This window comes from Nonomuraea purpurea (genome assembly GCF_042650645.1).
Classification (GTDB): Bacteria; Actinomycetota; Actinomycetes; order Streptosporangiales; family Streptosporangiaceae; genus Nonomuraea; species Nonomuraea purpurea.
Genome location: NZ_JBHSBI010000030.1, coordinates 24,690 through 37,005 on the forward strand (window position 1 = coordinate 24,690; position 12,316 = coordinate 37,005).

Genomic DNA, 12,316 nt, shown 5'->3' on the forward strand with positions numbered 1-12,316 from the left:
TCATCCCCGGATGTCGGTGATCAGCGGCTGGTCGTGTCTGATGGCGGGCAGGAAGCCGGTCGATCGCAGGTGCCGTACGTACATGCCCAGGAGGGGGACGTTGACCGGCGGGTGGCGCAGCCCCAGCTTGCGCAGGACGGCGGTGGTGCGTGGGGCCTCGAAGCGCGGCCTGCCGCCCAGGACGCGCTCGGCGATGAGCGGCAGCAGCCGCAGCAGCGGGTCGCAGTCAGGATGTTCCCCCAGACGGCGCAGAGTGGCGGCCCACTCGTCGTGAGGCAGGACCCGGATCGGCCGGCCGAGCGCCGCCGCCAGGTCCGCCATCCTGATCGGCTGCGGGTGGCAGACATGCGCGATCGAGGCGGAGGTCTCGGGGGCCGCGGCGAGGCAGAGGACGGCGTCGGCGGCGAAGTCGACGGGGGTGACGTTCACCGGGGCGTCGGGGAGGACGCCGGTCGTCAGCGCCGAGCGTACGAGCAGCCAGAAGTCGTCGCCGCCTGCCTGGCACGCCCCCGTCAGGCTGTCGCCGACGACGCGGTCCAGCCGGGTCACGGTCACCGGCAGCCCGTCGCGCCGCGCCCGCAGCACGAGCAGTTCGGCCGCGCGCTTGGTCTGCCCGTAGCCGGACGCGGGCGGGAAACGGTCTTCTGGGACGGTGTCCTCGTCCACCGCGCCGTCGCCCGGGCCGAACACCTCCGAGGTCGAGACGAGGTGGACGGCGGCCCCGCGCTCGGCCGCCAGGCGGACGATCTCGGCGGTGCCCGCCACGTTGACGGCCTCCAGCACGGGGGCCGGCTGAACGAGGTTGACCTGCGCCCCCGCGTGGATCACCGTGCTGACCCGGTGGGCCAGCGCCCCGAACAGGTCCGCCGCCAGCCCCAGCCCGGGTGCCGCCAGGTCGCCGGGGACCGGAACGACCCGCGACTCGTCGAGCCTGCCCAGGCTGTAGGCGGACTGGGCCGCGTGCAGGCGCTCGGTGACCGCCTGCGTCGTGCCGCCCCTGGCCAGGCAGTGGACGCGTGCTGTCGTCTTGTCCAGGAGCCTGCGCAGGAGGAAGGCCCCGATGAAGCCGGTTCCCCCAGTGAGGAGGATCTCGGCGGGTTGTCCGTCCGATGTCACACTGAGTGACTGAATCACGACCATAAGTTACCATGCCTATGGTCGTCCCTTGAAGGGGTTTGGCCGGGAAACCCCCTGTAGCCTCGACGTCCGGGCTTCCACCCGCGATTACGGAGTGTTATCGGGCTTCCGAGGGTTGTCGCCCTTGGTCAGGGGGCAAGGGTACGGCCGGGTCATGTTGGAGGCCGCGATGGTCCAGGCGTTCGCCGATCCGGTCGTCCAGCGGGTCGGCCTAGGCGTTTACGCCCGCAATGTGGGCGCCATGCGGCTGTACGAACAACTCGGGTTCCGGCGTGAGAGCGTCAACCCGGAGGCGTCGCGGGTGGGCGGCGAATGGTGGGCTGCGGTCACGATGGGTCTGAGTCGCGACGCCTGGCGACCCTGATCACGTTTGGGTGGCGCAACCGCTTCGAGCGGCCGCTGCCGGGTCGCCTGGCCTTGAGTCGCGGTGGGGGGCTCAGGACAGGGCGGCGGTGACGCGTGCCCGGAGGGGGGCCTCGTGGGCGGGGTCGGTGTGCAGCGTCACGGTCAGCCCGGCCTCGGCGGCGTCGGCGAGGACGGCCAGCAGCAGGGCGAGCTGCTCGGGCGGTTCGGCGGAGAGCAGCTCTTCTGCGTGCTCCACGACCAGGGCGACGGCGCCGGCGTCGCGCAGGGAGTCGGTGAGCGCGTCCCAGTTGTGGCCGAAGTAGTCGGGCAGGCGCAGGGCCCGCGCCACCTCCTCGAAGAAGGCGGCGCGAGTCCGGCAGGCCCGCCCGTTCACCACCGTCGGCGCAGGGCCGGTGGACAGCGCCAGCCAGGGCGGCAGCGAACGCGCGGCGGAGGTCATTGCTGTCCTAGAGGCGGTAGAAGTCGGTGTAGTGGTTGGGCGAGAACCACACCACGCCGGTGCTGCGGTTGACGACGATCCGGTACGCGTCGCGCGCGGCGCCCCTGGCCCGGGAGTAGACGTCGTACTCATTGTAGGTGGCGCCGCTGGGGAGCTGGCCTTCGCGGTTGTAGAACTGTCCGCCCGTGTAGTTGTATCTGCCGTCCGGCTGCTTCCGCTATCCACACAGGGAAGCGGGCACCATGGAAGACATGCTCACGACGGACTACGACGGGTGCGGGCGCTGCTTGGTGGGGGTGCGGCGGCTGAGCAGGAAGACCGACGCCACCAACAGCCCAAAGCGTCAGGCGGACCAGATCCTACGGGCCACAGCGGACGTCGGCGGGCACATCGTGGCATGGGCGGACGACTGGGAGGTCTCCGGTGCCACGGACCCGTTGACGCGGCGGGGATTCGGGCCGTGGCTGCGGGGAGAGATGGGGCCGTACGACGGCATCGCGGCGGCCACCGTCGATCGCGTCGGGCGCAACGTGCGGGACACGTTGAACACGCAGGCTCTATTGACCGGTCAAGATCGCGTTATCGTGACGGCAGATCACGTGGGAGTGTGGGATTTCAGCGACCCGAACCAGGAAAACGAATGGCTGATAAAGGCGTGGGGATCGCAAATGGAACTGCGTGCGATCCAGAAACGCAACCGCGACGAGGCGGTACGCGCACGCGCAGCAGGAGAACCCAAACAGCGCCCGTCATACGGATACATGTATGTCCGTCTCGCTCCAAAGGCAAAGATCGATCACGTTGCGATCGATTCAGAAGCCGCACAGGTTATCCGGGAAGTGGCGCGGCGGATTCTCTCGGATGAGACGGGGAAAATTACGTGTGCGACAGAGGCGGCACGCCTGACACGCGAAAGGATTCCCAGTCCGTCCGATCGGCTCGCCCAACTGTATGGTCGTCCGATGAAGGGCGGACCGTGGACGGCGAAAGCTGTAAAGCACATCTTGTGCAGTGAAGCTGCGCTCGGATATCTCATGCACAACGGAAGGCCGGTGATTGGTTCGGACGGACGGCCAGTCCGTATTGCAGATCCGTTGTGGGATCGCGCGACCCATGACGCTCTCGTCATGAAAACCGCGCCGAAACGCAGCGGAAGCCGCGCGCCGAAGAGTACACAATTGCTGTCGGGTATCGCGTTTTGCGGCAACTGTGGGGCACGGCTCCATGTCACAGGTCGGTACGGCTGTATCGCACGGGTACGCGGGATTCCCGCGTCGGCGCATTGCAAGCCTGCCCCCATCATGGGAATCACGGCATTGGATGCCCTCGTAAGCGAATGGTTCCTCTCCCGCTACGGTGCCGGGGACGTCATGCGAAAAGTCTACGATCCCGGCACTGGACATGCCGCCCAGGTCTCGGAGCTGACGGCCACACGCACGCGGTTGCGTGAGGACCGCCAAGCGGGGCTGTACGACAGCCCAGAGGACGCGGAATGGTACCGCATCGAATACCGGCGACTCGGGGAAGAAATCGCGGAGCTGAAGGCGCTGCCGGAACGCAAACCCGGAATGCGCATGGTGCCTACTGGCCAGACGATAGCCCAGGAATGGGGAGCGGCGGATTCTGTTAAGCGGCGGGAAATGCTCGCAGAGTTTGAGGTCCGCGTGGTGTTGCACCCCATCGACCACAACCCGCGCGTAGCGATTACCGGCATGGAGATCAGCACGGACGGGGTCGAACTGACCGGCTGAGGAGGCACACAAGCGAAGAAACCGCCCGGCACCTATGTGAGTAGGTCCGGGCGGTTTCGTCTTCCCGTTTTCCTCTGACGTGCCGAAAGCGAAATTTCCTTTCTTCGGACGAGAGCTTCAGTCGGGGGTGAATACGGGAACCAGGTAGCGCACTGTGCGCCCCATGCGTGTGGTCGTTCGTACGTCGCGTATTGATAGCCGCCCCTGTCTCGGCAATGCGGTCATGGGGCACCTCAGTACGGTGGCGATCGACCACGGCGCATATTTCAGAGTGAGGAGGCAAGAATCGGAATGCTGGGTGTCGAGACGGCACCATAGCGTTTCGGCATCTGCCTCCACGGCCACGACTGTCAGGGTCGCTTGCGGAATACGGATCTGCCATTCGTCTTTTGTGTGGGAGTAGACGGTTCCGCCGGAAACGGTGACTACGGTATGGGCAAGTCGGCGGGATGGGCTAGCGATCTGCCATCCTGCCGCGCCAGTCTCCGCATGGACCCAAGGGCGTAGATGTCCATCGCATAGATTGCGCGCGGGCGTCTCCGCGTGACTGGCCGGAGGTATTCTCACCTTCTTTCCATTTTCTCGATTTGATGCTTTTGATTTACTCGTCGGGCATCACCTCTTTCCGGCCGATCGCTCCGAATCGCTTCCCGATCTTGTGGCGTCGCTGCGGTATCACCTCCCCTCTTGGCTACGCTCCGTGTTCGTCTCACCGTCTCGTCTCAGTGCGCGTGTGTCGCCTATGTACGCGCAGACGTGCGGGAGACTGAGACATTGAGACGATGAGACGACTACCGAGAGTCGGTGACTACGTGGGGTCGGGGTCGAGGCGTGCCCGCCACCGGCCCCGACTGACCTGACGTACTCTCCCGTCGTTTTCGAGCTGACCCAACCGCCGGTAAATGGTCGGGCGGCTCATTCCCGTTGCGGTTTTCAGGTCGTCTACGGTTATCCCGTTTTCGGGGGCGTCGCGTAGGACGGCCCACAACACGCTGTCGCCGCGTTTGGGTGCGGCTTGGCGTGCGTGCCGTGGCGATGTCCGCTCCTCGTCTATCGGGGCGTCTCCGTGCCTCTCAGCCATGGACGCGGCGGCGTCCAGCGCGGCCAGGGACACCGCGTCGAGGGGCGGGCGGTGTTCGGCGTGCCGTTCGGCGGTGGCCTGTACTCGCGCATCGTCCATCAGGTAGGCACGGGCGCGGCGGGGGATGTCGTGTTCCGGTGCACTGATGAGGAACTTGCCGGGGGCGTCCAGCTTGTGCGGGTGCCATCCGGCCTTGACCATGCCTTGTCCCAGGATGAGGTCACCATCGCGGGGTTCGCGGACGCGGAAGCACAGCCGGACATCCATCTGTGAGCGGACCGCGCTCTTGCCCATCGCGTCCTTGGAGGGGCGTTGGGTGGCGGCGATCAGGTTGACCGCTGGGGCGCGGCCCCGACGTGCGATCGAGTCGGCGTAGTCGATCGCACGTGGTGCCTCGCTGGCCAGTTCGGCGTACTCATCGACGATGATGATCAGCGCGGGCCTGTCCGGCGACGGCTCCCACACGCGTTCGCCACGTCTGGTGAGGTCATCGGCCCGTCCGTCGAGGATCACCACAGCGTCCGCCAGCAGGGCCTCTGCCTCCTGCGGGGTGGTGGCCAACCGGTCTATGCACGATGCCCAGGGCAGCAGCTCCATGCCGCGTTTGAGATCGATCGCCCACAAGATCACGTCCTGGCAGGCGGTCAGGTCCCCGAGCAGCACGTTCACGCCGCCGGACTTGCCCGCCCCCGACATGCCCGCGAACAGCCCATGCCGCCGTTGCAAGGGGACGCGGACGGGCGTGCCGTCCTCGAACAACCCCAGCTTGACCGGTTGCGTGATCGACGTGATAGACGGGCCTGGCCAGGCGATGGCGTCGGCGTGCGGGTCGGTCTCGATCACCCGAACGTCGGCGCGGTTGGCCTTCTTGCTGGCCACCGGCTGGACACGGACGCCGCCGCGTGTGGTGCCGAGCGCCGATTCCAGGCGGGGAACGGCGCTCAGGGCGTCCTCGACGGTCTGGCCGAGCCCCAGTCCGAGTCGGAAGCGGTAGCCCCACAGATCCACGATCGCGGACTGAACCCGGGATCCGGCCAGGCCGACCGCTTGGGCGATGTCCGGCCAGGCGGCCAGCGTGCGCTCAACACGCACGCGGGCACGCCTGCGACGGTGCGCCCACCAGGGCATGGCCAGCACGAGTGTGCCGATGCCGAGCACAGCGGGCAGGGGTGGCGCGAACGGCCCCAGGTAGGCGGCCAGCGTGAGCCATGTTCCGGCGAACGCTGTGGTGACGGTGGCGTAGCCGCGTTCGATCGGGCGTGGCAGGTTGACCCATCGGCCCCAGATGGCCACCGCGCCAGCCACGATGACAGTGGCGGTGGTCACGGCGGGCCACCATTCGGGGAACCAGCGTCGCAGGATCATGCCCGTTACCAGGTCGGACGCGGCGATGGTGAGGGGGGCGAGTTCGGACCGGTAGCGCCAGATCGTGCGGGCGATGCTGGCGATGACCAGGGGTGCGAATTCGAGATCCTCGGTGATCAGGGCCATGGGTTCGACGCCGTAGCGCCGCATGCGGTGGGCGTTGCGCCGCATCTGGTTGCGGGAGGCGCGATGACGGTTCATCGGCCACCGTCCGCCGCGCGTCGCGGGGCGGCGCGGTGCTGGGCGTGCAGCTCGTCACGCACGTAGAACAGCGGGTCGTCCTCACCCTCGTGGTGGGCGGCGAGCGTGGCGCGAATAGCGGCGATCAGGTTGGCGCGCTGGTACCGGGCGGTGGACAGTTCGGCGCGCAGACGGTCGATTTCGTTGATTAGGGCGGGGGCATCGGCCAGGGCGTCGAAGACGTGACGCCACAGGTCGTCTAGGGCGGGGGCGGACTTGGCGAATGCCGTCAGCAGTTCGGCGGCGGTGGCGTTGCGGGTGGCGGCTCCCTGGAGATCAGCATGCGGGTAGGGGTGGCGTTGGGTCATTAAGCATCACCTTCTTCGGTAGACGGGCAGGTCACTGGCCGGTGATCCAGTTCAGGGCGGTACGGATCACGGTGCGGATGTCGGGGGCGAGCGTGGTGGCGGCCAGCAGGAAGCCGAACAGCAGCGCGACGATCGCGTGCCAGAGCTTCAAGCCCAGGTATCGCCAGGCGATGAACACCAGCGCACCGACCACCAGCACCAGCGGGACAGTCACGGTCATGGGGATTCACCTCCTCTTACGAGATCTCAGGGGCGGGGGACGCGCAGGTCAGATGCCGTCGTGGCGGGACTTGCGGCGGCACCAGCGCCAGCGAGCGCGGCACTTGCGGCACCGCAGGGTTCCGGGCGTGGCCGCGCCGCACAGGCACCGGCCAGGCTGGAGCGGGAGTGATCGCATCAGGGGTTCACCTCCTCCCGGACAGACGGTCGGCCGGCGGAGCATAAGTGCCCAGTAGCCGGCGGCTGAGGGTTCCGGTTGGGGCGTGGCGGCGGTCCTCGGCACGGATTACGGCGACCAGCACCACGAACAGCACGAGCGTGGCAACCGACAAGGCCAGGCCCAGGAACACGACGAACAGGGCGAGGTCCACCGCTCACGCCCCCTCGATCTCGTCGAGGGTGATTGCGTCGCGGTAGGACTCCTGTGCGGCGCGGCGGTCCATCGCTGCCTGCGTGATCAGGACGACTTGGTAGTGGACCCTGCCGAACTCCACACCGGTGACGTGATGCCCGTGCTGGACCGTGGGCGTGGTGCCCAGCAGGGCGGCGATCCGCTCGACTTCGGCGATCGCCTCAGCCTCGGTGCTGGCGTCAGTGTCGTACAGCGGGTGGACCGACACGCGCACCGGCCCGTATCTGGGGACGGGCAGTTGCGCATTGCTGTCGAGGAACGCGGCCAGAGCGCGCAAACCGGCGATCAGTTCGCGGCGGCGGTGGTGGCGCTGAGCTGGGCTCATCTAGATCACATCCCTTCCGTTTCCGGTGACCTACGCTGCGAAGGTAGGTCTCGGGGAAGGGGTCAACCCATCGCGCCGTGTGATCGTGCGGTGAGATCAAAAACATCCGGCGATGAGATGAAACGGATCCTGCGGTGAGATAAACCCCAGGTCACGGCATATGCCGCACAAGCGGGACCCCCGACAGAGCCCTTGGGAACTGGCACTCTCGCGAGCGCAGAAGGCTCTGCCGGGGGCGTTGACGCGACGGTGCGAGACACGGTGGGCACAGGGTGTGAGCGAGCCCGTCACTGCACCGTCGCGCGTCTCACGAATCCCGCATTCGTGTCCGAATACGAGATCGCAAGTACATGTGATACAGCGCGTCGGCGCTGTATCCGTCACGGAAGTCATCGATATTCAGATCGAAGGCATCGAAGAACTCGACTCTCAACAATGCCCTGCATACCGAGTGATGTTGCCCCAGTCGTATCGCTTCATCGGACACCGAAGCAGTCTCAGCCTGCGGCGATCCTTCGCGATCCAGGTAATCGATGGCTTCCGTGATCGTGACAATATTCGCGCCTATTTCCCCGGCTATTTGCCCGGGAGTGAGCCCTTTGGAGCGTAGGTCAGCAATGTCGTTAAGCACTGCACGTGAGAGTTGCGCCATGCGTGATCACAGCCCGTCCGGCGCGGAGCGAAGATCCCAGTAGCGGGCGGCGATACGTCGGGCTGCCCGGTTCGGGTCCGCTGTGGAATGGCTGGCAAACACGGGTCGGTCACGGCGGTCGTTCCAGCCAGTACGCCACCAGAAAAGATCACCGTTGGTCCACACGAGCAGACCGTGCCAGACCGACACCACGGCCAAGCCGTAGCCGTTGACCACGTCGGCCGTGATCCCATGCGATTCCAGCTCATGTTGTAGCTGATCAGCCACAGCAATGGCGGTCATGGGGGTGGGAGATGACGCCCCTGGCTCCAAGATCATGCACTGGCCTCCCGCAACACCGCTTTACCGAGCAAAGGACGGCGGAAGCCAGACAAACGCGGATCTTCGACTCTTCCTCAGATCAGCTCTGACCTGCGCCACGAACTGATGTGAGGCTTCCAAGCAAACCGGTTGCGAAGAATCTCACCGCGATATCTCACGGTGTGATGGACTAGAAGGGCTTCACTACTTCTGCATCGGCGCGCTACCAGGGGAACGGAACGCCGCCATGACTATGGATCAAGAGCACGTCCGATCGGTTCTTGACGCTGTTTTCGCACGTCAAGACATGGAAGATGCGTGCAAGCGCCGTGACCTCGGTGGAGTGATCCGCATCCTCAACAAGTACGGCGTCACTCAAGGTCAGATCGCGAACCTCACCGGAAGATCGCAGGGGCGGATCAGCGAGTACAAGAGCGGCAAGCGCATCCCGACCGCTAAGCATACATTTGAGGAGTTTGCTGGCGGTTTGGGCATGCCTAGCCACTTGCGTCGCCATTTGGGGTTGTCGTCCTCCGGTGGCAAGGGCGGTGCGCAGGTCGTCAGTGATGGGGTCCAGATCCCCACGGACACATTTGACTTGCAGCTCTTCGCTGAAGCGATCGGGAAAAGGGGCGAGCCGTTGAAGCGCCGCGAATTACTGGCCATGATTGGCCAACTGGGTGCCCAGTCTGCTCTAGCTCAAAGTGAGGCATGGGAGAAAGTCGCCTTTGCTCTGTCAAGGCCGAGCGCCATTGACGAAGCGGTTGTGCGAGAGATGGAGGCCAGAGCCGCTGGTTTTCACCGTCTCGAAGAAATGCTCCCCGCACATACGATCTTTAAGGGCTTGGCGGCCCATTTGAACGAGGTCGGAACCATTCTGAACGGCACAGCCACCGACCCCAAGGACGAGCTTCGCAGACGACTGATTGTGGTCGCCGGTGAAAGCAGCGTGCTTGCCGGTTGGATCGCAACGGATCTGGGAAACATATCCGCTGCCCGGAACTTCTATGACACTGCCGAGAAGGCTTCAAAGGAAGCCGATGATCCAGCCATAGTCGCGTGCGCGTTTGGGTATAGAAGCTACATACCTAGCGGCAAGGGAAACCATGGACGGGCGCGCGCCTTGCTGACGACCGCACTACAACACCTGCCCAAAGAAGCGTCGCCCGGAACCACATCATGGCTGGCTGCGAGACATGCTGAAGAGAGCGCGGCACTAGGAGAAACCGAAGCCGCCCTTCATTCGTGGGATGAGGCGCGGGAAGCCTTCAATATCGCCGATCCGGAAGAGGATCGCGTGTGGACGAGATTTCTAGACCAGGATCGTTTTGATTCCTTCCAAATCGCTACTTATGCACAAATCGGGCGGCTGGATGAAGCCGAAGCGGTAGCGCATGCGGTCATCGCGCGTCTGCCGGAAGTGGAGAGAAAGCGGGCAGGCATCATCCTCGGAGACATTGCAACAGCTCATATCGTTCATGGCTCCGTAACGGAAGCTGCCAGGTCGGCCAGAGAAGGTCTAGCCGTCATTCGCGAGACGGAATCCGGCATCTGGCTGCCACGTTTTATCGTTCTCGGAGAAGCGCTCAGGCGTTGGCAGACTCAACCACCGGTCCGCGCATTCCTAGAAGAGTTGGCCGTTACGAAGCGTCAATTCTCTGCGTCTCCGCGCTAATCCAGTTCAGATAGTCGTCACTTCCCGCAGCAATTTCGGTTGCGATGATTTCTGGCGTCTCGTAACTGTGATTGGCCTTGATGTGGTTCTCAAGCGCGACGAGTAGAGAGCGCGTGGTCTTGATGACCAACTGCCATTCCCGCTCGTCGCGCAAAGAGCCTTGCCACCAGTACAGGGATCGGATCGGCCCGATGATCTGTACCCCAGCGGCCAGCCGCTGCGTGGTGATGCTATGCGCCAGGGCCGCGCCCTCGTCTGCGCTTGGCACAGTGGTCATGACCTGCATGTAACCCTTCACAACCCAGTTCCCCTTGAGTCGAAAGGCGGTGATCACTTCAGTCCCTACAGTAGAGGCATCGGCGCACTGAGCGTGTTCTCGCAGTTCAGAGGGCGTATGGAAGGCGCAAGGGGGCGAGTGTGTCGAGGTTGCAGCCTCGACGAGGCATCAAGTTCGGGCTAGTGTGCTTAGAGGAAGTAGCCGTCCGGCCAGGAGTACCAGCCGGCGGACGTCGGGTAGCCCTTGGACGCCCAGGTCGAGGCGGCCGAGCGCGCGTCGGCGCAGCGGGAGATGGTGCAGGAGTTGTAGACCGCGGCGGTGGCGGGGGTGATGCCGACCAGGCCGATCAGGGACAGGACAGCGGTCAGGACGACGGCGAGCCGGGCCGGCCAGGAAGGTCCGGGGCGTTGCGGAGTGTGCACGAAGCCTCCTTGTTGGGGGTGCAACGGACACTGTCAGGATTACCGCTCGCCTCTGGTCAATAAAGACAAAGATCCCAAAAGTATGGTGAACATTTCGTCGCCGTACCGGTGCTGACTCCCGCGTGCGGCGAACCGGGGCCGGGCTCGGTGTCGGCTCCGTCATCCCGTAGAGGACGAACCATTTGACCTTGTCCCCTTATACCCTCAGAGGGTATGTTCCATCTCCTGTGAGACGAGGAGGGCTGACGTGGTGAAGGTCGAAGGATTCGTCGCCGACGGGTACGAGGCGGTGCGCGAGGTCGTGCAGGAACTGGTCGACGACGGCCGGGAGACGGGCGCCGGCGTGTCGGTGTGGCGGGACGGCCGCGAGGTCGTCCGGCTGAGCGCGGGATGGGCCGACGCAGGGCGGAGCCGCCCCTGGCAGCCCGGCACCCTCGTCCAGCCCTACTCCCTGTCGAAGGCGTTCGTGACGCTCGCCGCCCTGGTCGTGGTGCGCGACGGCGCGTTGGCGCTGGACGAACCGATCGCCGCCTCCTGGCCCGCCTACGGGGTCAATGGCAAGGAAGGCACCACGTTGCGCCAGGTGCTCACCCATCAGGCGGGCCAGCCGCGCTTTCCCGCCGAGGCCGGTGGGCTGGATCTGCTGGACGATGCCGGGCTGCGGGAGAGCCTGGTGCGGGCGGCGCCGGAGTACGTTCCCGGCACGTCACTCGGCGAGCATGCCCTGACTTATGGGCATCTGGTGGACGGCATCCTGCGCGCGGGCGCCGGGACCACGCTGGGGGAGGCGTTCAACGAGGTCGTACGGCCCGCGCTGGAGCTCGACGCCTGGTTCGGGGTTCCGGACGACGCGCTCGACCGCGTCGCCGACCTGGAGTACGCCGACCCGAACTGGCCGAACCTGCTGCACGCGGCCCCCTGGCTGCGCATCCCCGACGGCGCGCTCGACGTCGAACGGGTGAACTCCCGGGCCTGGAGGCAGTCGGTCTTCGGAGCGGTCAACCTGCACACCTCCGCCAGCGCCATGGCGCGCTTCTTCGCCGAACTGACCGACGAACAGGGCCCGGTGGCCGCGCTGCTCGGCCCCGGCCTGCACGCCGACCTTCTCGCCCCTCAGATCACGGACTTCGACGAGGTCTTCGGCACCCGGATCACCTGGACGCTTGGCTTCGTCCGCGACCACGGAAAGATCGCCAAGGGCGGGATCGGCGGCTCGGCCGCCTGGTGGTCGCGTAAGCACCGGCACGGCTGCGCGTACCTGACGCGACGGCTGGACGACCACTCGCGCGCGGCCCAGGTAGCCGCCGCGCTGGGCGACGACCTGACGGTGGTGGGCGAGGACTGAGG

15 protein-coding genes and 1 pseudogene are annotated in these 12,316 nt (G+C 65.7%); 4 read left to right on the plus strand and 12 right to left on the minus strand.

The window, feature by feature from the left end; genetic code table 11:
* Nucleotides 1-1,116, minus strand: a complete 1,116-nt coding sequence (locus tag ACFOY2_RS41545) for a thioester reductase domain-containing protein (protein WP_379533623.1) — start codon at nt 1,114-1,116, stop codon at nt 1-3.
* A 115-nt stretch (nt 1,117-1,231) separates the two neighbouring features.
* Between ACFOY2_RS41545 and ACFOY2_RS41550 the strand changes: the two genes are divergently transcribed.
* Nucleotides 1,232-1,501, plus strand: a complete 270-nt coding sequence (locus ACFOY2_RS41550) for a GNAT family N-acetyltransferase (protein ID WP_379533624.1) — start codon at nt 1,232-1,234, stop codon at nt 1,499-1,501.
* Nucleotides 1,502-1,573: 72 nt separating this feature from the next.
* Here ACFOY2_RS41550 and ACFOY2_RS41555 read toward each other — a convergent pair whose 3' ends face one another.
* Together ACFOY2_RS41555 and ACFOY2_RS41560 are read right to left on the minus strand one after the other, a co-directional pair.
* Nucleotides 1,574-1,942, minus strand: coding sequence for a barstar family protein (locus tag ACFOY2_RS41555; RefSeq protein WP_379533625.1), 369 nt, complete (start codon nt 1,940-1,942; stop codon nt 1,574-1,576).
* Between the two features lie 7 nt (nt 1,943-1,949).
* A pseudogene (locus tag ACFOY2_RS41560) lies at nt 1,950-2,132 on the minus strand (ribonuclease domain-containing protein); the annotation flags it as partial.
* Between the two features lie 52 nt (nt 2,133-2,184).
* Here ACFOY2_RS41560 and ACFOY2_RS41565 point away from each other — a divergent pair.
* Nucleotides 2,185-3,693, plus strand: a complete 1,509-nt coding sequence (locus ACFOY2_RS41565) for a recombinase family protein (RefSeq protein WP_379533626.1) — start codon at nt 2,185-2,187, stop codon at nt 3,691-3,693.
* A gap of 808 nt (nt 3,694-4,501) precedes the next feature.
* Here the strand turns inward: ACFOY2_RS41565 and ACFOY2_RS41570 are convergent.
* The 7 genes from ACFOY2_RS41570 to ACFOY2_RS41600 all read right to left on the minus strand — a co-directional run bounded on the left by ACFOY2_RS41570 (nt 4,502) and on the right by ACFOY2_RS41600 (nt 8,577).
* A complete protein-coding gene (locus ACFOY2_RS41570; RefSeq protein ID WP_379533627.1) occupies nt 4,502-6,340 on the minus strand; it encodes a winged helix-turn-helix domain-containing protein in 1,839 nt (612 codons plus the stop codon).
* Nucleotides 6,337-6,687: a hypothetical protein gene (locus ACFOY2_RS41575; RefSeq protein ID WP_379533628.1), complete on the minus strand. Its 351-nt coding sequence runs from the start codon at nt 6,685-6,687 to the stop codon at nt 6,337-6,339. Before ACFOY2_RS41575 ends, ACFOY2_RS41570 begins: the two co-directional genes overlap by 4 nt.
* A 31-nt stretch (nt 6,688-6,718) precedes the next feature.
* Nucleotides 6,719-6,907 (minus strand): hypothetical protein, encoded by a 189-nt coding sequence (locus ACFOY2_RS41580; RefSeq protein WP_379533629.1) that lies wholly within the window; start codon nt 6,905-6,907, stop codon nt 6,719-6,721.
* A 184-nt stretch (nt 6,908-7,091) separates the two neighbouring features.
* Nucleotides 7,092-7,277, minus strand: a complete 186-nt coding sequence (locus ACFOY2_RS41585; RefSeq protein WP_379533630.1) for a hypothetical protein — start codon at nt 7,275-7,277, stop codon at nt 7,092-7,094.
* 3 nt (nt 7,278-7,280) lie between these two features.
* Nucleotides 7,281-7,643: a hypothetical protein gene (locus ACFOY2_RS41590; protein ID WP_379533631.1), complete on the minus strand. Its 363-nt coding sequence runs from the start codon at nt 7,641-7,643 to the stop codon at nt 7,281-7,283.
* A gap of 307 nt (nt 7,644-7,950) precedes the next feature.
* Complete coding sequence (locus tag ACFOY2_RS41595; RefSeq protein WP_379533632.1) at nt 7,951-8,295, minus strand: hypothetical protein; 345 nt, start codon at nt 8,293-8,295, stop codon at nt 7,951-7,953.
* A 6-nt stretch (nt 8,296-8,301) separates the two neighbouring features.
* Complete coding sequence (locus ACFOY2_RS41600) at nt 8,302-8,577, minus strand: hypothetical protein (RefSeq protein ID WP_379533633.1); 276 nt, start codon at nt 8,575-8,577, stop codon at nt 8,302-8,304.
* A gap of 361 nt (nt 8,578-8,938) precedes the next feature.
* Between ACFOY2_RS41600 and ACFOY2_RS41605 the strand changes: the two genes are divergently transcribed.
* On the plus strand, nt 8,939-10,270 hold the full coding sequence (locus tag ACFOY2_RS41605; protein ID WP_379533634.1) for a hypothetical protein: 1,332 nt from the start codon (nt 8,939-8,941) through the stop codon (nt 10,268-10,270).
* Here the strand turns inward: ACFOY2_RS41605 and cutA are convergent.
* Entirely contained in the window at nt 10,236-10,604 is a 369-nt protein-coding gene (gene cutA, locus ACFOY2_RS41610) for a divalent-cation tolerance protein CutA (protein ID WP_379533635.1), read from the minus strand. The two genes, ACFOY2_RS41605 and cutA, sit on opposite strands and share 35 nt — an antisense overlap.
* 131 nt (nt 10,605-10,735) lie before the next feature.
* Entirely contained in the window at nt 10,736-10,969 is a 234-nt protein-coding gene (locus tag ACFOY2_RS41615) for a hypothetical protein (protein WP_379533636.1), read from the minus strand.
* 247 nt (nt 10,970-11,216) lie between these two features.
* Between ACFOY2_RS41615 and ACFOY2_RS41620 the strand changes: the two genes are divergently transcribed.
* A complete protein-coding gene (locus ACFOY2_RS41620; RefSeq protein ID WP_379533637.1) occupies nt 11,217-12,314 on the plus strand; it encodes a serine hydrolase domain-containing protein in 1,098 nt (365 codons plus the stop codon).
* Nucleotides 12,315-12,316 lie beyond the last annotated feature (2 nt).

Bases quoted from the DNA above. Each gene is read 5' to 3' on its own strand.
- ACFOY2_RS41580 (WP_379533629.1), bottom strand. From the start codon at position 6,907: ATGACCGTGACTGTCCCGCTGGTGCTGGTGGTCGGTGCGCTGGTGTTC.
- ACFOY2_RS41565 (WP_379533626.1), top strand. From the start codon at position 2,185: ATGGAAGACATGCTCACGACGGACTACGACGGGTGCGGGCGCTGCTTG.
- ACFOY2_RS41570 (WP_379533627.1), bottom strand. From the start codon at position 6,340: ATGAACCGTCATCGCGCCTCCCGCAACCAGATGCGGCGCAACGCCCAC.
- ACFOY2_RS41555 (WP_379533625.1), bottom strand. From the start codon at position 1,942: ATGACCTCCGCCGCGCGTTCGCTGCCGCCCTGGCTGGCGCTGTCCACC.
- ACFOY2_RS41600 (WP_379533633.1), bottom strand. From the start codon at position 8,577: ATGACCGCCATTGCTGTGGCTGATCAGCTACAACATGAGCTGGAATCG.
- ACFOY2_RS41575 (WP_379533628.1), bottom strand. From the start codon at position 6,687: ATGACCCAACGCCACCCCTACCCGCATGCTGATCTCCAGGGAGCCGCC.
- ACFOY2_RS41595 (WP_379533632.1), bottom strand. From the start codon at position 8,295: ATGGCGCAACTCTCACGTGCAGTGCTTAACGACATTGCTGACCTACGC.
- ACFOY2_RS41590 (WP_379533631.1), bottom strand. From the start codon at position 7,643: ATGAGCCCAGCTCAGCGCCACCACCGCCGCCGCGAACTGATCGCCGGT.